The 24809-nt window shown below is 39.2% G+C and carries 26 protein-coding genes and 1 riboswitch; of the genes, 12 read left to right on the forward strand and 14 right to left on the reverse strand.

The window, feature by feature from the left end; all coding sequences use genetic code 11:
• Positions 1-17: 17 nt before the first annotated feature.
• Both ACRPLY_RS15510 and ACRPLY_RS15515 read left to right on the forward strand, forming a co-directional pair.
• On the forward strand, positions 18-968 hold the full coding sequence (locus ACRPLY_RS15510) for a sensor histidine kinase (RefSeq protein ID WP_205664458.1): 951 nt from the start codon (positions 18-20) through the stop codon (positions 966-968).
• Positions 969-1186: 218 nt separating this feature from the next.
• Positions 1187-2488: an NCS2 family permease gene (locus tag ACRPLY_RS15515; RefSeq protein WP_013055916.1), complete on the forward strand. Its 1302-nt coding sequence runs from the start codon at positions 1187-1189 to the stop codon at positions 2486-2488.
• A gap of 31 nt (positions 2489-2519) precedes the next feature.
• Here the strand turns inward: ACRPLY_RS15515 and ACRPLY_RS15520 are convergent, their stop codons facing one another.
• Positions 2520-2714 carry a hypothetical protein gene (locus ACRPLY_RS15520; protein ID WP_013082184.1) on the reverse strand — a complete coding sequence of 65 codons (195 nt, stop codon included), beginning with the start codon at positions 2712-2714 and terminating at the stop codon, positions 2520-2522.
• Between the two features lie 175 nt (positions 2715-2889).
• Between ACRPLY_RS15520 and ACRPLY_RS15525 the strand changes: the two genes are divergently transcribed.
• Entirely contained in the window at positions 2890-4059 is a 1170-nt protein-coding gene (locus tag ACRPLY_RS15525; RefSeq protein WP_289578811.1) for an MFS transporter, read from the forward strand.
• A gap of 256 nt (positions 4060-4315) precedes the next feature.
• Here the strand turns inward: ACRPLY_RS15525 and ACRPLY_RS15530 are convergent, their stop codons facing one another.
• The gene (locus ACRPLY_RS15530) at positions 4316-4762 is read right to left on the reverse strand and encodes a GNAT family N-acetyltransferase (RefSeq protein WP_432231943.1); all 447 of its coding nucleotides are present in this window, start codon (positions 4760-4762) and stop codon (positions 4316-4318) included.
• A 113-nt stretch (positions 4763-4875) separates the two neighbouring features.
• Between ACRPLY_RS15530 and ACRPLY_RS15535 the strand changes: the two genes are divergently transcribed.
• Together ACRPLY_RS15535 and ACRPLY_RS15540 are read left to right on the forward strand one after the other, a co-directional pair.
• A complete protein-coding gene (locus tag ACRPLY_RS15535) occupies positions 4876-5247 on the forward strand; it encodes a CotG/ExsB N-terminal domain-containing protein (RefSeq protein ID WP_432231944.1) in 372 nt (123 codons plus the stop codon).
• Positions 5248-5407: 160 nt separating this feature from the next.
• A complete protein-coding gene (locus ACRPLY_RS15540; RefSeq protein ID WP_432231945.1) occupies positions 5408-6205 on the forward strand; it encodes a VOC family protein in 798 nt (265 codons plus the stop codon).
• 18 nt (positions 6206-6223) lie between these two features.
• On the opposite strand, the gene ACRPLY_RS15545 is transcribed toward ACRPLY_RS15540, so the two are convergent.
• From ACRPLY_RS15545 to ACRPLY_RS15565, 5 genes are all read right to left on the reverse strand, one after another.
• Positions 6224-7837, reverse strand: coding sequence for a M20/M25/M40 family metallo-hydrolase (locus tag ACRPLY_RS15545; protein WP_432231946.1), 1614 nt, complete (start codon positions 7835-7837; stop codon positions 6224-6226).
• Between the two features lie 469 nt (positions 7838-8306).
• Positions 8307-8549, reverse strand: a complete 243-nt coding sequence (locus ACRPLY_RS15550) for a hypothetical protein (protein WP_028414204.1) — start codon at positions 8547-8549, stop codon at positions 8307-8309.
• Between the two features lie 68 nt (positions 8550-8617).
• A riboswitch (SAM riboswitch) is annotated at positions 8618-8719 on the reverse strand.
• A gap of 63 nt (positions 8720-8782) precedes the next feature.
• Positions 8783-9937, reverse strand: coding sequence for an amidohydrolase (locus ACRPLY_RS15555; protein ID WP_165635648.1), 1155 nt, complete (start codon positions 9935-9937; stop codon positions 8783-8785).
• A gap of 47 nt (positions 9938-9984) precedes the next feature.
• Positions 9985-10491, reverse strand: a complete 507-nt coding sequence (locus ACRPLY_RS15560) for a GNAT family N-acetyltransferase (RefSeq protein ID WP_205664452.1) — start codon at positions 10489-10491, stop codon at positions 9985-9987.
• A gap of 206 nt (positions 10492-10697) precedes the next feature.
• Positions 10698-11942 (reverse strand): methyl-accepting chemotaxis protein, encoded by a 1245-nt coding sequence (locus ACRPLY_RS15565; protein ID WP_274863462.1) that lies wholly within the window; start codon positions 11940-11942, stop codon positions 10698-10700.
• Between the two features lie 261 nt (positions 11943-12203).
• On the opposite strand from ACRPLY_RS15565, the gene ACRPLY_RS15570 reads away from it, so the two are divergent.
• The 3 genes from ACRPLY_RS15570 (at position 12204) to lepB (ending at position 14314) form a co-directional block, all read left to right on the forward strand.
• Positions 12204-12956, forward strand: a complete 753-nt coding sequence (locus ACRPLY_RS15570; protein WP_028414208.1) for a M48 family metallopeptidase — start codon at positions 12204-12206, stop codon at positions 12954-12956.
• A gap of 280 nt (positions 12957-13236) precedes the next feature.
• On the forward strand, positions 13237-13572 hold the full coding sequence (locus tag ACRPLY_RS15575) for a LapA family protein (protein WP_014461129.1): 336 nt from the start codon (positions 13237-13239) through the stop codon (positions 13570-13572).
• 190 nt (positions 13573-13762) lie between these two features.
• Entirely contained in the window at positions 13763-14314 is a 552-nt protein-coding gene (gene lepB, locus ACRPLY_RS15580; RefSeq protein ID WP_028414209.1) for a signal peptidase I, read from the forward strand.
• A gap of 281 nt (positions 14315-14595) precedes the next feature.
• Here the strand turns inward: lepB and ACRPLY_RS15585 are convergent, their stop codons facing one another.
• Positions 14596-15042, reverse strand: coding sequence for a YndM family protein (locus ACRPLY_RS15585; protein ID WP_016763336.1), 447 nt, complete (start codon positions 15040-15042; stop codon positions 14596-14598).
• Between the two features lie 141 nt (positions 15043-15183).
• On the opposite strand from ACRPLY_RS15585, the gene ACRPLY_RS15590 reads away from it, so the two are divergent.
• Positions 15184-16059, forward strand: coding sequence for an aldose 1-epimerase family protein (locus tag ACRPLY_RS15590; RefSeq protein ID WP_099000177.1), 876 nt, complete (start codon positions 15184-15186; stop codon positions 16057-16059).
• Positions 16060-16215: 156 nt separating this feature from the next.
• On the opposite strand, the gene ACRPLY_RS15595 is transcribed toward ACRPLY_RS15590, so the two are convergent.
• Together ACRPLY_RS15595 and gloA2 are read right to left on the reverse strand one after the other, a co-directional pair.
• A complete protein-coding gene (locus ACRPLY_RS15595; RefSeq protein ID WP_335426442.1) occupies positions 16216-17082 on the reverse strand; it encodes a gamma-glutamylcyclotransferase in 867 nt (288 codons plus the stop codon).
• Between the two features lie 5 nt (positions 17083-17087).
• A complete protein-coding gene (gloA2, locus tag ACRPLY_RS15600) occupies positions 17088-17486 on the reverse strand; it encodes an SMU1112c/YaeR family gloxylase I-like metalloprotein (RefSeq protein WP_014461134.1) in 399 nt (132 codons plus the stop codon).
• Between the two features lie 147 nt (positions 17487-17633).
• Here gloA2 and ACRPLY_RS15605 point away from each other — a divergent pair, with 147 nt between their 5' ends.
• The 3 genes from ACRPLY_RS15605 (at position 17634) to ACRPLY_RS15615 (ending at position 19843) form a co-directional block, all read left to right on the forward strand.
• On the forward strand, positions 17634-17834 hold the full coding sequence (locus tag ACRPLY_RS15605; RefSeq protein WP_028414212.1) for a hypothetical protein: 201 nt from the start codon (positions 17634-17636) through the stop codon (positions 17832-17834).
• 228 nt (positions 17835-18062) lie between these two features.
• Positions 18063-18428, forward strand: coding sequence for a MerR family transcriptional regulator (locus ACRPLY_RS15610; RefSeq protein WP_033578339.1), 366 nt, complete (start codon positions 18063-18065; stop codon positions 18426-18428).
• A gap of 59 nt (positions 18429-18487) precedes the next feature.
• Positions 18488-19843, forward strand: a complete 1356-nt coding sequence (locus ACRPLY_RS15615; protein WP_033578338.1) for a hemolysin family protein — start codon at positions 18488-18490, stop codon at positions 19841-19843.
• Between the two features lie 52 nt (positions 19844-19895).
• Here the strand turns inward: ACRPLY_RS15615 and ACRPLY_RS15620 are convergent, their stop codons facing one another.
• Genes ACRPLY_RS15620 through ACRPLY_RS15635 form a run of 4 tightly spaced genes read right to left on the reverse strand, consistent with a single transcriptional unit; the run spans position 19896 to position 24677 of the window.
• Positions 19896-20606: an ABC transporter ATP-binding protein gene (locus tag ACRPLY_RS15620; protein WP_224979958.1), complete on the reverse strand. Its 711-nt coding sequence runs from the start codon at positions 20604-20606 to the stop codon at positions 19896-19898.
• Positions 20603-21748 carry an ABC transporter permease gene (locus ACRPLY_RS15625; protein ID WP_432231947.1) on the reverse strand — a complete coding sequence of 382 codons (1146 nt, stop codon included), beginning with the start codon at positions 21746-21748 and terminating at the stop codon, positions 20603-20605. Before ACRPLY_RS15625 ends, ACRPLY_RS15620 begins: the two co-directional genes overlap by 4 nt.
• Positions 21745-22968, reverse strand: a complete 1224-nt coding sequence (locus ACRPLY_RS15630) for an ABC transporter permease (RefSeq protein WP_423145684.1) — start codon at positions 22966-22968, stop codon at positions 21745-21747. The genes ACRPLY_RS15625 and ACRPLY_RS15630 overlap by 4 nt, the downstream gene beginning before the upstream one ends.
• Before the next feature lie 14 nt (positions 22969-22982).
• Positions 22983-24677, reverse strand: a complete 1695-nt coding sequence (locus ACRPLY_RS15635) for a DUF6583 family protein (protein ID WP_014461141.1) — start codon at positions 24675-24677, stop codon at positions 22983-22985.
• Between the last annotated feature and the right edge of the window lie 132 nt (positions 24678-24809).

Here is a 24809-nt window from a genome sequence, read left to right on the forward strand (position 1 = left end):
AGGAGGGACTATCTAAAATGAAACTATTTTACACACTAGTTTTACTAACTGTTTTCGTGCTCCTCTTTTTTAAAGACCTGCCTGTTAGTTTACATCTCCTACTTAGTTCTTTTATAATTGGTTCATTTTTTATATGGAGAAAGAAATATCAAACGGCTCCTTCACTAACGATAAAAAAAGCAATCGTACTGACGTCTTTTTTTCTGCTTTTATTTAGCCTATCTTCACCTCTTAGTATTGTCCTAACCGTTATCGCAATGATTGGTTACATGACCGACATGTTTTCGTCTTATCAACAATACATATTCGTCGCTAACCGGGAAAGCAGTGCTTCACGTGAAATTCAAAAAAACAATGAGCTTTTTCAAGCGTTAAGAGCTGAAAGACATGATTTTATTAAACATGTCAGCGCCGTATCCTATCTTCTAGAAACAAACCAAAGACAGCAGGCACAAGAGTATATTCAAGATTACGTTGAAGCTTTGAATGATACCCATTCATATATTCAAGGTGAACATTCGCACGTTGCTTCTGTTGTACATCAAAGCAAGAATCAAGCACATACGTGGGGAATACATATGAATGTTCAATTAGATTCACCGTTATCACAGCTGCCTTTAAAGCACCTTGACCAAATGAATCTCATCATGAATTTACTGCATAATGCTTTAGAAGCCGCTCATTCTTCTGAGAAAAAAGAGATAACCGTTTCGAGTATGATTCGAAGTGGCATTTACATTTTAGAAGTCAGCAATTCTACCGCTCCTTTATCACGAGAGCGTCAAGATCACTTGTTTACTTCTTTTCATGTGACAGAAAAGAAAGAACACCACGAAGGCCTTGGCACGTGGATCATTTCTGAACTTGTTTCCAACTACCAAGGACGCTTGGAATATACCTATCACGATTTAACTCTTTCCATTAAAATAAAATTTCCGATAGTCGTTTCCTCAAAACAAGCAACATAGCCGCTATAGCCTAAGCGGCTTTTTTCGTATGAGCCTCTTCTATACGCGCACACTATAAAAAGCACCGAAAAAAAGAAATATTTCACACTTGTTTTAGCTCTTTTATCGTCACTTTTTTAGTTTTTGATTTTTTATATGCAAATCTATTGCATTTCAAGTAAAAAACGAATATTATATATCATGTTGCTTTTAATGTTCGTTATTTTTGGAGGTTACTTATGTTTAAGTTAAAAGAATATAACACGGATGCTAAAACGGAGATTTTAGCTGGTATTACAACGTTTTTAACCATGATTTATATCGTCATTGTGAACCCAGTTATTTTGTCCAGCGCCGGCGTTCCTTTTGATCAAGTATTTACAGCTACTATTATTTCAGCAGTCGTAGCTACGCTATGGATGGCTCTTGCAGCTAACTATCCAATCGCTATTGCTCCCGGTATGGGAATGAATGCATACTTTGCTGCTTTAGTTGTTGGTTCAAATGGAAGTATCGACTATGCTACTGCTTTTTCAGCTGTATTCGTAGCGGGTATTATCTTTATCATCCTATCGTTAACATCGTTTCGTGAAAAATTAATTGAAGCTATTCCAAACAATTTAAAGCACGCGATCAGTGCTGGTATCGGTTTATTTATTGCTTTTATCGGGCTTCGTTCAGCCGGTATTATTGTTGCAAATAAATCAAATTTAATTGGACTTGGTGATTTGCAGTCTGAGAAAGTAGTTTTAACACTGATTGGACTTGCGATTACAATCATTTTATATACGCTAAATGTAAACGGCGCTTTATTCTTCGGTATGATTATTACCGGATTAATTGCTTTCTTTAGAGGACAGCTTTCATTTGATAAAGGTTTGTTTGCTTCCCCTCACCTTCCAGATGGCTTAATGATTTCAAATCCTTTTGCTGCTTTTGGAGATGTTATTCATCATGATTTGTACACAGTTGTTTTTTCTTTCTTACTTGTGACGATTTTTGATACAACAGGTACAATGGTAGGCGTAGCTCAACAGGCCGGTCTTATGAAAGGTAATAAGATGCCTCGCGTGCGTCAAGCATTGCTTGCTGACTCATTTGGTACAACGATTGGCGCTTTATTTGGTACAAGCCCAACAACGGCTTACGTTGAATCTTCATCTGGTGTAGCAGCAGGCGGACGTACAGGTCTAACGGGCGTGACGGTAGCCATTCTATTTATCGTGGCAGCGTTCTTTAGCCCGGTTGTAAGCTCGGTTTCTGGCGTAGCAGCTATTACTTCACCTGCATTAATTATTGTCGGAAGCTTGATGATGGGTGCTGTAGCTAAAATTAATTGGAATGACTTTGATGAAGCGTTCCCTGCCTTTTTAGTTGTTCTAGCAATGCCTCTTACATCAAGTATTGCAACAGGAATTGCGCTTGGCTTCATTTCTTATCCGTTAATGAAGCTGGTAAAAGGAAAAGGCAAACAAGTTCATCCGCTTGTGTATGTCTTTGCTGTTTTATTTCTCTATCAGCTCATCTTTTTACCGCATTAAAAAAGCTTGGAGATTTCTCTCCAAGCTTTTTTTATTGAAAGTGATTGTTATTTTCTTTTGTTTGATAAAGATAATTTTCTACATAGATTTGTTCTGCATCAGAAGCGTTCTTTATCCCTTCTTCTGGATCTAGCTCGATACTTCTCTTTTTAGCTATATAATCCACTAGCGCCCCAAATCCTAAAAGACCGCCTATAATCCCAGCAAATACAATCCATATTGGCAATCGCTTCACGTCCCTTTTCTTTTAATTGTATCAGCTTCAGCGAAACAGGTAAATATTAACATGTTTTCTTCACTTATAAATAAAGCGCTTTTTACCAAATATACGTAAAAAACGTCTTTGTATTTGGTATACTAAACTCACGGCATGTTCTACAGAGAAAGGGGCTTAATTGCATATGAACAAACAGCTTGGAACGTTAATGTTTGTTATTTTTATGGTATTTGTCGGCTTTGGAGTGATCATCCCCATCGTACCTGAAGTTATTAGTGCCACGGGTGCAAGCACGGTCAATTTAGGGATACTAATGGCTAGCTATTCGATCGCATCTTTTATTACCGCACCTTTTTGGGGGAAGCTTTCCGATATAAAAGGCCGCCGTCCCATCTTACTTTGGGGCTTACTTGGCTTTAGCGCAAGCTTTTTTCTTTTTTCGGTGGCAGAAAACTCTCTGACTCTGATGTATACGTCACGCATCATCGGAGGTTTGTTTGCAGGAGCTGTTATTCCTTGTGCTTTTGCATACGCTTCTGATAGTACAGATGAAGAAAACCGCACGAAAGCAATGGGACTGTTAGGGATGTCAATTGGCTTAGGCTTTATTTTTGGACCGGCATTAGGCGGTGTCCTTTCGTCTTTCGGCTTGTTTGTTCCCTTCGTTATCTCTGGTATCTTGTCACTGATTATGACAGCGTTCTCATTCTTTACGTTAAAAGAATCGTTACGAAAAGAACCTGCTGCCAAAATACAGACATCCAGATGGCATGACTTCACGTCAGATTTTCAAGGAGCTATGAAGTATTTATATGTTCTTTCATTTTTAGCTACTTTTACGCTCGCTGGTTTAGAAGCTACTTTTCAATTTTTTCAAATAGCGAAAATCAATGCTACTCCCACGACAATCGGATGGATGTTTATGGCGAGCGGTTTAACTCAAGCCCTGATTCAAGGCGGTGTACTGCAGCGATTTAAAAAAGGAAATGAAAAAAAACTGATGGCTATTGGCTTATTGGTTTCAGCAATAGGATTTACGTCTATTTTGTTATCTTCTAGTGCCGTTAATGCTACCTTATTTCTGTGCATATTTACAGCAGGAAATGCCCTTATTCGTCCTTGTGTCCTCTCATTAATTACGATGAGAACCAAAGTAGGATATGGCTCTGCTTCAGGGTTAACTGCCTCAATGGATAGCTTAGGGCGTATTTTTGGCCCTCTGCTTGGTGCATTTGCTTTTAAACTAAATATGACGCTGCCTTTTATTATCGGAGCAGTTGTCACTTTAGCTGCTTTACTGCTGATTCAGCGTCATACAGCTCTAGATTATTCTGAGCAAACACTATCATCATAGAGGCTGAAACAAAAGTATTTTAGCTGAAGGAAGATCCGAACGATGAATCGAGATTCTTGATGGAGAATCCAACGCGTTCGGATTTTTTTATTGCTATGGTAAACGTAAGTTTCATGTATGTAGGTACTTCTAGCTGGTGATTGGAGGGCAAGGCGAAGACTCCTGCGGAAAGCGAAGCCTTGTAGGGAAATCAACAGCCGATTCCTACTAGCTCATGTAGCCAATTTGTTAGTCTTTGGATTAATCTAGCTATGTCTCAATCTCTTTTCATCGTTACTAACACAAGATTATCCGCAGCTGCAGTGTGTTTTATAATTGAAAACCGATGAGCTTCGTATAGCTTAATCGCAGGTGTATTTTTTTCGGCTGTGGAAACCATACACTCACATTCTGAATATCTTTGAAGTACATATGTTAAAAGACGGCTTCCGATTCCTTTTCGAAAGTAACGAGGACGCACAACAAGGCGGCAAATCGTTAATCGCTCATTTTCTTTTTCAAACGACAGCACGCCTGCTAGCTTACCTTCAATTATTTCTCCGATAAACACTTCCTTGCTTTTCATAACACCTTCTTTGCTTTCTGTAAGCTGAGGAATATCTGAAAAGCTAATGAGCCTTGCTTCTTCTTGATAAGCTTCTACTTGCACAGCTACTATTTGAAGAGCGATATCCACTCTTTGATGTTCGAGGATTTGAAGCATGAAAACCACTCCATTTCTTTCACAAATTTAGACAAATTCCATGTTTTCACTATATCCAAACACCTTCCTTGTACATATTGTATTATGTACCGAATTAGCCAGGAGGTGTTTATATGCATATCACTGCTGAAAGAATTAGAGAAGCAACAGAAGCACTTGCTTCTACTGAGCTTGAAACATTTATGTACCAAGAGCCAACTGCTCTTCACAGACGCTCTCGTCGTCGTTCTACTCGTCGTTCTACTCGCCGCACTACTCGCCGTTCTACTCGCCGCACTACTCGCCGCACTACTCGTCGCACTACTCGCCGCACTACTCGTCGCACTACTCGCCGTTCTACTCGTCGCACTACTCGCCGTTCTACTCGCTGCACTACTCGCCGTTCTAGCCGTCGCCGCTGTCGCTGCGGTTCACCTTGCTGCTCATATCCATGGTTTAATAAATCATTTGGCTGCTGCTTTAAAGGGCATGGCTGCCGTCGCTAACTAACTCTAAAGCAAGCCGAGTCTAAAACATACGCGGCTTGCTTTTTTTAACGATTTCTGTTTTTTATTTTATTTTACATAATTATTCGTTTCATTCTTCTTGAAGGAGAAAACAAAGTATAATAATAGGAAAGACTCTCTCTTAAAAGGAGGACTATCCATGCGCCTATCTTTTGATCACCTTGTTCATTTTTCACCTGATCCTATTAAAGCTCAGAAAGAACTAAACGAATACGGAATCAACGTTATTAAAGGCGGTACCCATGAAAAATGGGGCACTTTTAACACGTTGGCTTATTTTCACCTGAGCTATATTGAGTGGCTTGGGCTTACAGATATCGCATTAGCTCAAACAGTTACAGATAATGACCTTATTCAGCAGCTTGTTAACGAACATACGCCGTTTGGTCATTTTGGGCGATTTGCCCTTCGTACAGATGATATGGATTTGCTCATAACCGAGCTGAAAGACAAGGGCTACACTGTAAAAGGCCCTGTAGCGGGGTCTCGTCAAACTAATGATGGAGAAAGACTTCAATGGCAAATGTGTTTTATTGAAGATGACCATGATGCCCTCCCTTTTCCTTTCTTTATTGAGTGGGGTGAACCAGAAGAAAAACGCAAGCCAAAGCTAGCTGCTCTTTCTTCCCATCAAGCCGGTCAGCTGCAGCTAAAAAACATTTACTGTGCTGTACATAACCTTGAAGAATCCATCAGCAAATGGACAAAACTGCTGGACGTTCAGGCTGGCGAAAGCTACAAAGACTCTTTCCTTGATGCACGTTGTCAAAAACTATATGTCAATGAAGGAAACCTTATTTTTTGCAGCGGAACACAAGGTGTTGTCCATGATACATTAAAAAAAGTTGGAGAGCGTCCATTTTTGGTTGAATTGGATCACGCTCTAACATCGCAACAAATTACCGTACAAGGAGCTTCTTTTAAATTCAACAAATAAACATCCGCGGGCGGATGTTTATTTCTGTGCTTCTTTTATAGCTTGATAAATGAAGTGAGGCAAAATCTCAAAGGAATACTGAACGTCTAATCTTTCGGTCCATTGATGCGCATCTCTTCCCAGCGGTCCAATGTTCAGCACCGGCATCTTCAGCTCCTCTAGCTCTTCTAGCGGGATATGATATCCTTTATTCCATAGAGGCATATTGGCTACTAACGTGTTAAATGTATGAAGCGGGTGCTGCAGGCTGGCATAGCTTAAATCCGAAATTCCGCCAAAATAACTTTGTTCAACTAGCTCCACTTGGAATTGCTCTTTGGCAGCTGCCTGTACGTTTGACAAAATCCTTTGTACAAAGAGATCATCATGTGAACAAACGGCCGGGTAAAAAGGCGGCGTAAAAAATAAGACTATCATCGGAGCTGCTTCTTTACATAAACCAGCTAAAGAGTTTACTAATTTAATGGTTTTATTTCTGTCATCATCTTCTTGTGCCAAAAGTGCCGCTTCCATTTCTTGCACATATTTTTCACCGTGCTGTTTGACTGCATGAGTATAAAGTTCTTCATACGTCCATACGTTCACGTCAAGGGATGAACCCTCCATTCCCACAGCGTACTGCCGAGCAGCTTTATTATAATGTTTTTTTACATTCAAAGCCGCTTTGTCAGCCGATTTCAACAGCAGATCTGTTACTTCTTTAAGAGAGCGGTTTAACATAAATAAATTAAATAATACAACGGCAGAGTGCGGAACTTGAACGGAATACTCTTCTTTTAAATCTTTTTGTATCAGCACCGTAGGAGGTGGACTCGTTTCATCTCTTACTTTTTCGCAAAAATCAACGTTTAGTTCTATTTCTGTTGTTAAATAAGAAGCTAGTAAATTAGCATTCAAACCAGCTAGCGGTTCCCCTACATGAGTTTCTTTTCCATAACACAAAAAGCTTGGCATGATCTTGCCAATCGATCCTGAGTACACATAGTTCGTTTGATCACCAGGATAGCGGCTGAACACTGGTTCTGCATTTAGCATGAGAGAAAAATCCAGCTGATGTTTGCACGCAAGTTCTAAAAGAACAGGCACTGCTTTTCTCATTCCGAGCGAATTTACTTCTTCATCCGGTACCGACAGAAGCAGGATGTTTCCGTCAAACTCTCCGTTGCATGCTCGTTCAATCATACTGATATGCAGAGCAATACCTGCTTTCATGTCCATCGTTCCTCGGCCAAAAAGCCAGTCTCCTTTTATCATATCTTTTTGTACGTGCGCCGGAACTTGTTCCATATCATTATAAAAAGTACTCGTTAACGTATCAGCGTGAAAAGCATCCTTTTTCCACTGTCCATAATCTTGTACATCCACTACGTCGTAATGACTGACTAATACAACTGTTTTATTCGTATTTTTTCCTTCAACAAAAGCTGTGACAATCGATCGCCCGTCTCCTGTTGAATGAAGCTCAACTTGCTCGTTTTTTTGAAAGTAAGGCAGCTTCAATAAATACGACGCTATCGATTCAGCCATTTCCACTTCTGCCATCGTTCCTGTCACGCTAGGTATAGAAACCAATTCGCTTACAAGCTTCTTTAACTGTTCTTTTGTTTGATACAAAGATGTTTTGTTCGACATACCCTTCATCTCTTTCCTTTTTCTAAATTTTCCATCAAACAAAACGATTCGTCAATCCCTTTGACAGAGACCCTTTCATTCTATCCCTATGTATCATAGTATGCGCTTCCTTGACGCACATGATAAAAAAAGAGTGCGCGGCTAGGGCTAGCACCGCACACTCTTTTTTTTACTTTTCGTCATCTTCTAAAAAGTCTAGGATACGATCAATAAGCTGTTCGCTTCCTGCATCGTTTCCATGTTCAAGAGACATTTCCATTTCAATGCTCCTTTCATAAAATATTCTTGTTTTATAACATACCACAATTCATTTCGAATGTAACCTTTAATTTGTGTAAAAATTTCGACAATTTATGATTAATTTTAAAACCTAGTGAGTAATGATTATACCCACCAGATTCTTCAATTGTCAAAAAACATGCTTTCTATTTAAAAACACTAAAAAAATAGAGGCGCGAGCAAACTTCTTCTATAAAAGACAGCCTACTCGCTCAAGCTTGGAACAGCATGATGAATAAATTTCTAGTTCATTTGCTTTTTGTACATCTTTAATATCTATGCCTACAGCATATGTACGAACATGGTTTTCGACCACAATTTCATAAAATGTTTCTAATTCACGATAAGCTACTTGATAATGCTTTCCTAATAATTTTACGGCTTCCTTTAATGCTTTCTCTCCTGTATGTGCTGCAACTGCTGTATGACTCATAAAACCCTCTCCTTTTAGAAAAATAAAAAAAACTCATTTTGCTTTGATGCAAAATGAGTTTTTCACCCGTTTTATCACCCAAAGCACATGCTTTGCTGGTAGGAGCACCTTACATTCGTAGGTTGCTGTGGAGTCAAAGAGCCAGATCTCTCGTCCACTCGTGATAACTTTTTTAATTTAAAATTTATTTTATCAAACAATTCCATCCGCGTAAATAGAAAAATAAAAATATTTTAATTTTTTTGGTAATGGAATGAATTCAAAAAGTCAAAGCTTAGATTAGCAAAATAAGAAGCTGCTACAAGTAATGCCTCTTCATTTAATGAAAAAGAAGGATGGTGCCATTCATATTCTCCAGCCGTACCCATCCATACAAAAAATCCTGGTACACGCTGCTGATATACGGCAAAATCTTCTCCTCCAGGCGATTGTTCAGCTTCTACGACTTGATAACTAAGATTCTCTGCAGCGTTAATAACCAATTTTTCCAGCGTATCATCATTGTTTACTACAGGAAGATACGGATACCATTTAACGTCTACTGAAGCCCCGAAAGCTGCTCCAATCCCTTCAGCAGATCGTTTCATAAGAGCCGGTATTTTTTCTCTCGCTTCTTCTTGAAAGGTACGCACCGTTCCTTCAAGCGTTACTTTGTCAGGAATGACGTTCCACGAGCTCCCTCCGTGGATTTGAGTTATGCTGACAACAACATTTTGAAATGGGCTGAGATTACGGCTGACAATGGTTTGTAAACTAGTAACAATTTGACCAGCAACAGCAATCGGATCTACTGTTTTTTCTGGAATACCTGCGTGACCGCCTACTCCTTTGACGTCAATTTCAAAACGATCAACGCTTGCCATTAAAGGTCCCGATTTGACACCAATGGTTCCTACAGGAAGATTCGGTTTGTTATGCATCCCAAATATCGCTTCTACTCCTTCGAGCACACCTTTTTCAACGAGCATTTTTGCCCCAGAAGCCGTTTCTTCGGCCGGTTGAAAGATAAATCGAACCGTACCGCAAAGCTCCTGCTGACGCTCTTTGAGAAGAATGGCTGCTCCGATTATAGAAGCCGTATGAAAATCATGGCCGCATGCGTGCATAACACCGTTCACTTCAGAAGCAAATGGCAGATTGGTTTTTTCTTCAATTGGCAGCGCATCAATATCAGCTCGAATAGCGATAGTAGGTCCCGGCTTTCCTCCCACAATTTCCGCTACTGCTCCCACGTCTAAATGGAATGCATCCGCTATAGAAATATCGTAGTGCTTTAACCACTTTTTAATACGTTTAGTTGTTTCATATTCTTTCATTGAAAGCTCTGGAAACCGGTGCAGCTCACGGCGTATGTCTATTAGCGTATTTAGTAGTAATTGATCTGTCATATTTATCACTCTTTCACATTTCTTAATTTAGACCACTTCTCTATCTTTTACGACAAAGAGTGTACCTCATTGAATTTTTTATAAAGAAATACGGTCGTATAGCTTTCTGCAAGGTGCTTTTCTTTAGCTTGAACATATCCTTTTCGTTCATACATCTCAACTAACCAAGGATGTTCTTTTGCTGTTCCTAAAGACACACCTGGCGATTTAAACGTATTTTTTATTACCTCTTCCTCTACTAGATGAAGCAGCTTAGATCCAACGCCTTTCCTGGCAAACGACGGGTCCACTGCAAACCACCAAAAGTGTGGAACAGCAAACGGACCTGGATGTTCTCCCCAAGGCATTCGTATAGATACAGTGGCAGCGATTCTTTTATCTTCTTCGTATACATAGCAAAGGTTTTGAGAAATATTTTTCTTAACGAGGGCAAGATCAGCAGTAGCTGCTAAGAAAGGAATGCCTAGCTCTCGAATAGGCTTATATGCTTGTAGAGTTAAGTTCAATAAGTTATCCGCGTCGTCATTTGTTGCCAAACGGAATTCATTTTTCATCTCTTTGTCTCCTTATATAGTACTTAAATATTTTATTTAACTTATAAGTTTACTAAGAATTAAAAAAGACAGACTGCCGCCTTGCGTACTCACTATACAACTGCTTTGATAACGTGTCAATTCTATTTATCGTTTTCTATAAAAGATATAAATAAAACGAATACACGCAGAAAACTGCGCGTATTACGTACATATCAAGATAGACTTCAGGACTCACTTACCGTAGCTTTTAAATTAGCTGCCAACATCACAAGTTCTTCTATAGATGCTAACTCCTCTTGTGAAGCCGCAGCTACTTCTTCAGCGTAAGCAGCTGCTTGTTTAGCAACCTCCGAAAGGGTCATGACGGACTCCATTACTTTGAACGAATACCCATCAATCTCTCCTGTTGCTTTTGTCATTTTGTTCATTTGTTCTTGAGCGGCAAAGACATCTTCCATAATTGTCGAAAACTGTTGCGTTACATCTTCGACAGTGGCAATACCAAGCGTGACTTCTTCCGTATTCACTTCCATGTTTTGATAAGCCCGCTTTGCCTGTACTTCAATTTCTTTTAACAAATGACTGATTTGTATAGCGGACGTTTTAGATTCTTCCGCTAGCTTACGTACTTCCCCTGCCACTACAGCAAAACCTTTTCCATGTTCTCCAGCCCTTGCAGCTTCAATAGCAGCATTAAGTGCAAGAAGATTTGTTTGTTCAGCAATTCTTGTAATCGTATTAATAATGCGGCCAATCTCTGCGGAACGATCTTCGAGTCCCTTTACTTCACTGGTCGATATCTTAACGGTTTCATAGATTTTATTCATTTGATTCGTCACATCTTTCACCGCAACATTTCCGGTAGAAGCATGTTCAGAGGCTCTGTTCATCGATTGTTGTACCTTTGAAGAATGATCAGTCATTTTCTGAAGCAGCTTGGCCATATCCACCATAGCTTGCTCGGTTTCAACCACACTTAGCAACTGCTTATCAGAACCCGCAGCAATTTCTTGAATAGACATCGTAACTTCTGTCACAGCTGTTTTTGTTTCCTTCATGCTTACAAGCAATTGCTCTGAGGAATGACTGACCGTGCTCTTTGTTTTACTTATTTTCTGACCCAGCATTCTCATGTGAGTCATCATTTCATTAAATGAAGATATGAGTGTACTAATCTCATTTTTCCCTTTCAAAGGAACAACATCTACAGATAAATCGCCGTTTGAAATCCCTTTCATTGTTTTTGACAAATTTTCAACCGCAATTATGTAGCGACGTATGATAAAATAGAACACGGTAGTTGTAAAAGAAACAAACAGAAATGTAATCACTAGCGTAATCGAAGCTGCTTGCTCTTGTTTCACAATAAGATAATAATTGGTTACTTCAATTACAGTAGATGTTATGGCCATCATGGCTGCAATCATACATAGCATTTTCATGCGTAAACTTTGAAAAGCTTTTTTCATTTTTTCATCCCCTATACAATCTAAAGACATAGAATGTCTAATCTATATTAGTAGTATCGGCATATTTTTATATTTTTTTGTAAAAACTAAAGAAGAATTGAAACAATTATTATTGGCGCTTTTCCACTAAATATTGGAATACATATCTTCCTGCAAGGCGCTGCAACAGCAGTTGATAACTGTCTGATTATTCTTTCATTTGACCAAACTCTACCTTTGCTTATAAAATGAAGATTTGTAGAAAGGAGTACGAAAAATTTTATGTATACGTATCAAACAGGCAATCAAACAATTGACTACAAAATTGAAGTCGTTCCAAATAGAACCGATATCACGGTGCAAATTTGTGACAAAGAAGGGGTAAAAGTTATTATCCCGAGAGGTCTTAATGAAAACAATGTGCGTTCAATCATCGCACGCAAAGCAACATGGATTTTAAAACAACTAAACGGTTCACAACCAGCTGAGGAAAAGCCAGCTGCTCCAAAGAAAGAAGCAGTAAAAAAAGAAACAGCTAAAAAAGAGGCTCCTAAAGCAGCAGCTTCTGCAGCTAAAACTGGTTCTTTTGAAGAAGGAGACAAATTCCCTTACCTAGGACGTCAATACCGCTTAAACATCGTTCGTGGAGATGTAGCAAAGGCTGAAATGACATTCCGTGCAAAATTCATTGCTACAGTACCTGAAAGCTGGAACGAGCAGCAAACAAATGAAGGTATTGGACAACTATTAACAGAATGGTACCAAGGCCGCGCAGGTGAAAAATTCCAAGAAGCTTTGAAATCTGTTAAAAAAGCAGCTGACAATGCTCCTGAATCTGTTAAGTGGGACGAGTTAGGTGAAGAATACGCTACGACTCAAGATAATACAATTGTATTAAACTGGCGTTTGCTAACAGCTCCTCTTGCAACAATTGAATATGTCATTGCTTCTCAATTTACAAATGCAGATGAGTTATTCGAAGATGCAGCTGAACGCAAACAGTGGTTAAGCGATAACACCCTAAACGCATTTTAAGTTTATACATAAAAAAAGCACGCGGCGAACGCGTGCTTTTTTTATGACAATGAAGTATTATACCCACTCCCTCCCCTCAGAAATTCCACTCTACCAGGTCTTTGGACATGTCAAAGTTTCTACACCAATCGATATATTGTCTTTTAAAAGAAAGATATATATAATCAAGAAAATGTTTGATTTTGTTTAAATGTGGATACGTATACCTATAAGCAAGATGGCAAACACTTAAGGTAAGCAGTTTTGCTATAAAAGTTGTAAAAGAAAGGAAGTGCAGCTTATGAAAGGACAGAGCTTTTTTATTTTAGGACTTATATTTGCTCTTATCATTGCTGTTTTAGCTGTAATTAACAACGATCCTGTACAATTTAACTATGTATTTGGTTCACAAAAATGGCCTCTTATTTTAATCATCTTAACAACGGCTGTGTTTGGAGGAGTTGTTGCTGCTTCATTGAGCTTTGTGAAAATTGTTCAACTAAGAGGACAAGTGAAACAGAAAAACAAGCGAATTGCTGAACTAGAAGAAGAAATCAAGCAGCATAAGCCTGTTGAGCCTGTTGTGGAAGAAGAGCCAAATCAACCAGCTACTCGAACTGAGCGCGCTCAGTTATAATAAAGAAAAGCCGTTATTCTCCAGAATAATGGCTTTTTTCATTTTTTGTTCCACCACGCATATTTTTGGAATACACGCATAAACAGATAGATATGGAAAACTTTAGTTCTGAATGGTACAATCAACACTGTTATATCTCTATGAAAAACTTAAATTGACAGTCTTACCGTTAAGAAGGTGTTCATCCATTATGGTCAATAAAAAAATAAAGCGTGAAATTCTTACATACACAAGCGTCATCCTCGGCACCGTTTTGCTTTCTGTTGTCGTTCAGCACTATTGGTTTCAGCCCTATACTGTAAAAGGCGATTCTATGAAGCCTATTTTGCACGAAGGCAATCGAATTATTATTAACAAACACAGCAAGCTGGAGCGCTTTGATATTGTCGTGTTACAAGCTCCCTATAGCAGTGATTTTCTAGTAAAGCGGATTGTGGGCTTACCAGGAGAAACGGTCGAATACAAAGATGATGTTCTGTATATAAATAACAAAGTCAAAAAAGAGCCGCATCTTCATAAATATTTATCCAAAGTGCCCGTTTACGAGCGATTCACTGAAAACTTTTCCACGTACGAACTGTCTCCAGACGGCACGATACCGGATGGATATGTATTAGTGCTAGGTGACAACAGACGCATAAGCCGGGACGGAAGACATTTTGGCCTCACTCCCATTTCTTCAATCATGGGAGAAGTCAACATGAAATATTGGCCTTTAAACGAAACGACTTTTATGCATTAACACATAAAAAGAGGTTGAGACATAACCAAATGAATCCAACCTAAAGACAAACAAATGGGATACATGAGCTGAACCGCTTGTGACACCCCAGTCGATTTCCGTGCAAGACTTCGCTTTCCGCGGGAGTCTTCGCCTCGCCCTCCAATCAACTGCTAGAAAGAACGAAACAAATGAAACCTATGTTCACCATAACAAACAAAAACGAACCACTAATCAGTCAGACATGTTGATTAGTGGTTCGTTTTTCACTTCAGCTAAAACACTTTTGTTCCAGCCTCTTTTTATTTTGGATTTTCTTTGTTTTCTACATGCTGTTCTTCTGCAAATTCTGTGTCATACGCTAGTTTTCGCTTAAAAGCCGGGCGCGTTCTCGCTGTATGCTTTGTTTCAATATGGTTGAATAAGTAGCGGTGAACAAAAACCTCGGCAAATGTAATAATTGCTGCAGAAATAATACTTCCCCAAGCAATTTGAACGTAACTGTCTAATAACAATGTGCCAAAAATCCATACGCTCATATATGTTAGAACAAATTCAACAATAATGGCATCACGGTTGCCCACTCGAGGCAGTACAATTCGATCCACTACTAGATATGTCACAACTGTCGTTAACAAGCTAAAAGAAATAATGTCTCCGATGGTTGCATCAAAAAACAAATCAAGGCCTATACCAAACGCAATAAGTGCCGCTGCAAATTTAATGAGCAATAATGTTGCATGATTCATATTTGAACCCTCCTTTTTCTATATTAATTTGAACAAAAATAGGGAAATTAATACCTTTTTTGCCAAGAAGGGTATAATATAAGCAAAGCCAGTACGCTTGAGACTGCTCGAGCGTACAACAATGATTTGGGAGATGTTGTAATGATTGTACTAGAAAATAGCGAAATGAAAGTCAGCATTGAAGAAAAAGGAGCGGAAGTTGTAGAAGTATTTCATAAAGAAAAAGGCCTGCAGTTTATGTGGAGCGGAGACCCCGCTTATTGGGGACGAGTATCGCCCGTATTGTTTCCAATCGTAGGCCGATTAAAAAATGATCAGTATACCGTTGATCAGCGCGAATACTCTTTGCCTCAGCACGGCTTTTTACGTGATTCTACTTTCACCGTGATTGAGCAAACAAACGAAACAGCACGGCTGAAATTTGCCACAAACGGCCGGTTTAAAGACGTGTATCCATTTGAATGTTCAGTTGAAATTAGCTACCGTCTGGAAAACAATCGATTAACGTTTCAGTGGAAAGTAGTAAATGAAGATAAAGAGGATATGTATTTTTCAATTGGAGCCCACCCTGCTTTTCGTATTCCGCTACGTGAAAACGAGCAGATTTCTGATTACTTTTTAGAAATAGAGCCTTCTGAAACTGCGCCGAAGGAATTTGTATTAAAAGACGCTCTTATTCATGAAAAAGGGGCTGCAGAAAACTTGCACAAGCTGCCGCTAAGCGCAGATTTATTTGCAAATGACGCGTTAATTTTTAGCCATATTGACGGAATTACAATTAAATCACCGGTTAATGAAAATCAAATTAACGTTCAGTTTAATGATTTCCCCTATGTCGGTATTTGGTCAAAGTATGATGCAGAAAATCATACAATCGCTCCTTTTCTTTGCATCGAACCTTGGTTTGGAATTGCAGATACGCATGACCACAACGGAAATTTCAAAGAAAAATTAGGCATCAACCGTTTATCAAAAGACGGTGTATTTCAAACAGAATTCTCTGTTTCCTTTAGCTAATGCAACAGAGAACATAACAAAATCAATCCAACCTTGAGACGAACAAATGGGATCAATGATCTGGACTGCGTTCACCATAACAATGAAAAGCTCCGAACGATTACTCGTTCGGAGCTTTCTTCAGCTAAACTACTTTTGTCTTTGCGTCTTTTTATATTAGTTATTTACAACATCACTATTTTTTAGCGCATGGACTTGCTCTATTAGCTTCTGAACGTATTCTTCGCTGAGTACACCTGTTGCTCCTCGAATAATTTCAGTCGAATAGTGATCCGGAGGTGCGACTTCTTTTTCTTTATTTAACACAAAAAAAGTAAGAACATGATCCACCATCTTACCTTCATGCTCGACAGAAATAATAGCAGGACGATAGCCGTTATTATCTACCCCTTCTCTGCCATACAAATACGTAATTGCTTCGGGCGGCACGCGGTACAGTTTGCCTTCAACAACTCCGCCTTCTTCAACCATGTCTGCACGTCCTCCGTCATGAATAACGTGGTTATATCGAAGCGTATAGCCTTTAAAAACAGCTCTGCCAAGACAGTCTTGGAAATGCTGGTCAACGCCGTGCTTAATAAAACGATCGTTATCCATACATGAACCGTAAGCAAAATACAGCATGCCTTCTAATAAATCTTCTTTCCATACGCGCCAGTTTCCGCCTGGGATAAATTCTTGCAGCAGGGAACGGTCTCTTGCTACATACACAACGGCTTCAAATTCACCTTGGTCCGTTTCAACCGTTTGCACAACTTTATCATATTCATTGTCTTTATGACCTTCGTGAATGTACCCTTCTAATTCATCAAGCGCCTTCCACATAAGCTGATCGGTCACTTCATATACTTCTCCGTACGTAATATGTTCACTGTCAATATCGAGCATCGGATAGCCGTGCTTAGTGTCATATAATTTCCCTTTCGTTTTTGCCTGCTTGGCAATAGGGCGCGCATGATGCAGCAACCCGTGATTACCTTCTCCTTCAAGAAGCGTTCCGTATACAAATAAATAATTGCACATACTCCTTATTCCCCCTCTTTCTCTTCATAAAGCTCTAGCGGTAACCCGTCCGGATCAGCAAAAAATGTGAATTTTTTTCCCGTTAGTTCATCTACCCTAATAGGTTCCACATCAATCCCTTGCTGCTCTAGTTCACGCTTGGAATCCTCTACGCTTTCAACCGCAAAAGCTAAATGGCGTAAGCCGCACGCTTCAGGTCTTGAAGGACGCTGTGGCGGATTTGGAAACGAGAACAACTCAATTTGATAGCCAGGAGCTACTTCTAAATCTAGCTTATATGAATCTCTTTCTTTTCTATATGTTTCTTCTATAATCTTGCATCCTAAAACATTTACATAAAAAGCTTTTGAACGTTCATAATTACTTCCTATAATGGCTACGTGGTGCATTCGTTTTAAATTCATTTCATTCTCCCATAAAAACCCTTTTCTAATCATCCTACACAAAATGCCGGCAAACATCAAATAATTACGTTATCACCTTTGACTAGAGTGATAAAAGTCACGGACATAGTGTCTCATAACAAGTAATATAACAACGAGGTGAATAACATGATTTCGTTAACATTTAAATCTAGAATTGACCGAACTCAAAATTTAGATTCGTTAAAAGAAGAAGCTGCTATTATGCACCGTATTGCTGATCAGCTATCTCCAATGAGCTCTGAGTTCATAGAATATACTGAACGTATTCAATATGTGTATGAACGCATGCACATTATCGTACGTCATCCTACTAAAAAACTCGCTTAATATAAGCGAGTTTTTTTTATAAAATCTTTGTCAAACTACCTTATTTTGAGATATACTGAATGCTAATAAAAAAATGAAACTTTTTGATCTTACGTGCGTATACTTAATTACGATAGGATAAAAGATAAATAGTTGCGTAGATAAAAACCATCACGTGATGGTTGACATAGTTAAAGGAGGTGGTATTCTGATGGGGTTGCGACATACAAAATTGGCGAACTTGCAGAGATGGCACATGTAACGAAGCGCACGGTTGACTATTATACTAACATTGGGTTGTTAAAAGCAGAACGCTCTGCTTCTAACTATCGCTTTTATAACGAAGAGGCGCTGAAACGTCTTTACTTAATTGAAAAATTAAAAAGCGAAGGCCGTTCTCTTGAAGAGATTTCTTCTCTCTTTTCTGTAGAGCAATCCGAGAATAGCCACTCCAAAGACGAATTAGCATCCAAATTTTACGTACTAAACGACAGTTTAAAAGAAGTTGCACCGCTTATGGAAAAGCTTAACGAAGAAGATCGAAAAGTAATGATGAATCGGCTTTCACCAGAAAGCGTCACTCTTTTGCACTCTTTACTGCTGCTGCTGTCGTAAATTTATTATTTACAGGAGGTGTTTACTTACTTTATAGCACTATAAAGTAAGTATATTCATTGATAACCATTAACTTAATTATTTTTGCGATTTTAATTGTACTCACTGCTTTTTTCGTTGCTTCAGAGTTTGCAATTGTGAAGCTTCGTAGTTCACGGGTAGATCAACTTGTTGCTGAAGGCAAAAAAGGAGCGAATGCGGTTAAAACCGTAACGACACACTTAGATGAGTATTTATCTGCGTGTCAGCTTGGTATTACGATTACTGCTTTAGGACTCGGTTGGTTAGGAGAACCGACTGTTGCGAAGATTTTGGAACCTCTGTTTGAAGAACTGGGTGTTGCTGCATCTTTAACACATATTCTTTCATTCATTATCGCATTTGCGCTTGTAACGTTTGTTCACGTAGTCGTTGGTGAATTAGCGCCAAAAACATTTGCGATTCAAAAAGCTGAAACAGTTACGTTATTGTTTGCTCGTCCGTTAATTTTATTCTATAAAATCATGTTCCCTTTCATTTGGTTACTAAATGGTTCTGCCCGTTTGTTAACTGGCATGTTTGGATTAAAGCCAGCTTCAGAGCATGAACTTGCGCACAGTGAAGAAGAGCTGCGCATTATTTTATCAGAAAGTTTTAAAGGCGGGGAAATTAACCAGTCTGAATATAAGTACGTGAACAACATTTTCGAATTCGATAACCGTGTTGCTCGCGAAATCATGGTACCAAGAACAGAAATTTCAGCTGTTTCTGAAGACGACAGCATTGAAGATTTCTTAAAGCTTGCTGTAGAAGATCGCTACACCCGTTACCCTGTTACCGTTGACGGAGACAAAGATAACATTATCGGCTTAGTCAACGTCAAAGAGATTCTAAACGATGTCGTAATTAACGATGCGTTAAAAAAGCAAAGCGTGAAGCTTTATATGAATCCTATTATTCAAGTAATTGAAACCGTAGCGATTCAAGACCTACTACGCTCGATGCAGAAGAAACGTACGCATATGGCCGTGTTGATTGACGAGTACGGCGGTACGGCTGGTATCGTTACCGTTGAAGATATCTTAGAAGAAATCGTTGGAGAAATTCGAGATGAGTTTGATACAGATGAAAAGCCGCTTGTTCAAAAAATCAGCGATCAGCACTTTGTCTTTAACTCAAAAGTACTGCTTGAAGAAGTCAACGAAGTGCTTCATATCGAAATTGAAAACGATGATATCGATACAATCGGCGGCTGGATGCTGATGCAAAATATCGATATTCAAGAAGGCGAATCGTTCAAACTTTTTGGATACGAGTTTATTGCAAAAGAAATGGACGGTCACCAAATGAAAGAAGTGGAAGTACGTGCCCTTCCTGAGGAAGAACGCGTGCAGCCTGAAAGCCATTCACCAGAACAAGAAGTTACACAAGCATAATAGAAAGAGCCGCTTCTTCATGAAGCGGCTCTTTTTTTATGATTGTTTACTCTTAATCATGGAGCAGCTTATACACAACGTTCTCTTCTGCGTCTTCCCCAGTCTTTTCCTTCGCTTGGTCCATCGTGCCGACAAACTCCAGCTTTCCTTCCTTTAAGACGGCAAACCGATCACACACGCCTAAAATTTCATTCAAATCATGGGTGATATAGATAATAGTCTTTCCTTTTGCCGCCAGCTGTTTGATATAGCGGATAATCTCAAGCTTTGACTGCAAATCAATTCCGACTGTTGGCTCATCCATTAACAAAACGGACGGTTCATGAATAAGTGAAACGGCTATATTCAGCTTTCGCTTCATGCCTCCTGATAAATTTTTCACTTTTTCCTTCCATCTTCCTTCGAGCTGTACAGCTGAGCAAAGAGACTGAAGCTGTTCATTCGACAGAGAGCGTGAAGTCATTTTGCTCCACATTTTCATGTTTTCTTTTACGCTAAGCTCTTCCCACAGCGCTATGTCTTGTGGAACGTAGCCAATGACTTCTCGTATCGCTTTTTGATTTTTCTTAAGCGATACGCCTCCAATCGTGACATTCCCGCTTGAAGGAGCCGTAATGGTAGACAAAATAGACAGAAGCGTTGACTTACCAGCGCCGTTTGGTCCTAAAAGACCAATGACTTCTCCACTTTCTACGGTCAGCGTAACATTTGCTAACGATTGTTTTTTTCCGTATGTTTTGCTAACATTGTTAATTTCAATCATTTAATGCTCCTCACATTCCACACTATTTTAAACGTGCACAAACATATGCATCCAATGGAAACAGCTATCTCTTTCCAAATGAACGTAAGCGGCAGTGTATGCTGATACAGAAGCAGATGCTGTGGAAGCCACTGACTTATTCTTTCAATCGTTGCAGAAAGCTCTCCTACCGGGAAAAAGCTCCCTCCTATTATGCTGAGTCCTGTGACCATGACGACGCTGATCATATAATAAGAGCCAACTCGCTGACTTTCACTTGCAAGCCACGTGCTAAAAGCAACGCATGTGATCACATAGATACACATATACAGCAGCACACCGTAAGACTCTGCTCCATACAGCCATTTAAATAGAGCAAAACTGATGAGAGCTTGAAGCACGTATAGCACAGCATAAGCGGCGGTGACGCTTTGAATATAGCGGTAAAGTCCTTTTTGCATCGTCTTCATTCGTTTAAAAAGATGACTCCGTTCTTTAATCATCCAATCTGATGTAATGCAGCAAAGTAAAAGCGTAAAAAATCCCCATAGCGGCACATATCCGGTCATTTGAACGCTCCCTTGCTTCTTATGCTTCTTCGTTCCTTGCGCCTCGTAATCAATTGTCATCAGCGGCTTTGGCTTCCACTGGTTATCGGTATAGTGATACGCTTCTTTCCATAAATCCGGTCCTGCATGAATGTGATAGACTTTATATAAAAAACGCACTTCATTTGCGGCTTTAACATTTGTCGTTAACCGTGTCACTTCACTCGCAACGACTTCTCGAACCGCTTCTGTCGCAACGGAAGAAGGCAACGTAAGCAAATCAATGACTCCTTGATAATTCCCCGCTGCTACTTCTTGCTGAAATCCGTTAGGAAACACAAAAATGCTGTCAATTTTATTTTTTGCCAGCTGCTTTCTCGCTTGTTCTTCATTCATAGAAAGAAACTGAATTTCTGTTGTTTTCCGCAGTCGATCCATCACTTGTTTAGACATGTTGCTGCGGTCTTGATCGACAAGAGCAACGGGTATTTTTGAATCACTTTGTACTTTTGCTAAAAATGAGCTGCTGATGACCGTTCCTATTAAAGGTAAAAAGAAGATCATGACAATAAGCATAGGACGCTTCAGCAGCTGCTTTATTTTTTCATTGATCATTTTCTCCACCGCCTTTGCAAAGTCATCACGTAGCCAACAGTAAGAAGAAAACTTCCCGCTGCCGTAATGAGAATAGGCTTAAGGTAAAGAAAAGCTTCGTTTGTGTTATATCCATCAAATTCATAAAATAATAGCTCCAAGACCCGGGTATTGAGTGACCATTTCTGAAAACCACTCGCCCAGTCCGGTAAATAGACGACCGGCACAACATGTCCACTTAAAATCGCACTCAGCAAAATAAACAGCAAACCGGTTAGTTGATAAGCTTTTTGTGATAAAAAAAGAACCCGCAGCAGTAAAAACAAACATAAAAAGGCAAACAAAATTCCGCTTACCCCTAAAAAAAGCTCTCCGTACGTACCGGTTACAGGAAGTTTCAATCCTTTAATGAGGCTTCCAAACAAAACGGCAGATACTGGTAGCAAAAGAACATACAGAGCCGTCAGCTGCGCTAAATAAATGTGGACAAACGATACACCTCTTGTTTTCATTCGAGCCAGCACGGAAGAAGTTTGCGTTTCACTAGCAAGCAGCCATCCGCCGTAGCTCCAAATCATAAGCAGCAAAGCAGCAAAAGACAGGACATAATATTGCTTCATATCCCGCTGAAAGAAACTCGTTTCTATTTGTTCATCAAATAAACTTCCTCGATCTAACACGTGAAGCCCAAACGTCACCAAGCTTTTCTTAAATTCTGCGCGTCTATTTTCATCGGAAACATTTTCTTTTTCTAAAAAGGCATCAACCGTATTAATACCGCTTTGAGCAGCTGACGTGTAGTCGGCTGCACTTTCCATCACGTAGCGAAACAGCTGTGACTGAAGCGGCTTATTGCTATTCCCAATGACGTGTAAAGGCTGATTTTTCCCATGAGCAATATCATGACTAAAACCTTTTGGCAACGTCACAATGGCTGCCACTTTATTTTGTTGCAGCAGCTGTTTAGCTTTCTGTTCATTCGTGTAAAGAGGCTTCATGATTTTGCGAAGCTTACCTTCAGTCAGCTGTTCGATGACGTACTTCGTTTGTGCAGTATCATCTTTATCCACAATTGCCACAGGGAACCGATTTACTTTCTCTTCACCTTGCATGGTCTGACTAATAATGATCCCTGCTCCGATTAAAAACAGAGCAGGGATCATTATTAGCAGTATGAGAGATTTTATATTTTTCAATAGAGCTTTACATGTAAAAAGAGTCAAAGAGAAATATATCTTCATCTGCTTTGCACCTTTTAGTAACCAGCGGTTCCCATATTCATCATGAGACCTTGAACATTTTTAGCGAAATTTTCTTGAATCGACAGCATATCTTCAGGCGTCACATCTTTTACATTTGTCGCATTAGATGCGTCAAGCTCTGGAATAGCGGCTGATTTTTTTAATTGAGAAGCAGAGTCAATTTTTAACGTAACGTTTGCCGGATCTGCTTTTGGTCCTATTTTTGTACGAATATCAAACGAATAATCTGCTTTTCCTTTTGAAGCACTAATCGCTTGATTTTGCTTTACTTCCCCATTAATTACTAGATCTTCTTGATCGCCTAAGTCTAATGAGAAAGTACGGTCAGCCGTTTGTTTCGCATCGGTTTTACCATTGATGACCGAATTCATTTTAAACGTCATATTTGTATCTTCATCTTTTGGATCTTTTGTTAACACGTGAATAGACATATTTTCTTTTCTCTTTTCACTTTCCGTTGTTACGTCATTTTTCATATCAAACGTTAACACATCATCCGTACTGTTCTCCGTTAGAACTGTTTTGAACTGCTTTGCCGTTTTGTTATCTTCGTACGGAACATTTTTAGTCACTACGTTAATCTTGCCTTTATCGTCAGAAGCATTTTTTAGACCCATGTTCATATCGCGCGCTACAACAACATCGTCCTGAACGTACACAGTTGATTTAACACCGCCAGGGTACGTGATATCTTTTGCATCTTTTTGGAAGTCTTGAAGACTTTCTTTTACTGATTTTTTCAATTCTTTTGGATCTGCCATATCTTTCAATTCTGGATTCGTTGCTGCCGAAGATTTAAACAGCTTAGATACGTGATTTGCATAGATGGTATGAAGCTTGTCATCTTTTGCTACCTTCGCAATAAGCTTATCCATAAATTGTTTTGTTTCTTTGTCGGACATGTTAAGCGTCACGCTTGTTAACTGAAGCGTTTTGCCATTTGTTTTATAATCTACATTTTTTTCTTTTGTAAAATAATCGCTGTCTAGCTGATCATAAATGAACGTTCCGTACTCTTTTGCAATGTAGGTTTTTTCTTTTTCCGTTAACTTTAAGTCTTCTAAACTCACGTTGCTTGTGTTAATATCAAGCGTTTCAGGACCTGAATAAGAAGGATCGAACTTACGCGCTACCTGTCCATATTCGTCTAAGTTTAAATAGAAATATTCATTTGCTAGAATCGGGGCTTTAAAGCCTATTCTTTCTTTCGTTTGAAAACCTTCTAGGTCAAGCGCTTTTGAACCGCCGATATTAAGAGCCAGTGAACCGTATGCTTCACTTTTTTTCGGATCTTGTTCCGCTTTAATTTTAATTTCAGCTTTACTGATAAGATCTTGAATCATTTTAAAGCTTGGATCATACGAAAGTGAATCCATGTTAAAGCCGCCTTTGATAGTAGCATTTGTGGTAGAAGGCTGCTTCATCGCTTTTTCCTGATAAGCCATCGTTTCACTGTACTTCGTTTCTAATTCATCTGCTGCTTTTTGATACGTATTTACTTCAGAAATTAAGTATAATTGCTTAGGAGATTTTTTAAATACCGTAGCAAATGTAATTACTCCTCCAATAATCACAATTAAAGCTGCCAAAATGATAATCCATTTAGCCGGCGCTTTTTTGGGAGCGGGCGCTGTTTCTAGCGAAGCCGCTGTTTCGTCTGTTGTTCTGTTTTGATCTTTCTCACTCATCTACACCAGAACCTCCTATGTATTTTGTTAGTCACTTTGTACATGATAAGGAATGGTTTCCATAAATTCTACTACTTCGACAAAATAAGACAATAATTAGTCCGATAAACCGATGTCTTTCGGTGCAATATC

Source organism: Priestia sp. TGN 0903 (assembly GCF_050846855.1).
Lineage (GTDB): Bacteria > Bacillota > Bacilli > Bacillales > Bacillaceae_H > Priestia > Priestia zanthoxyli.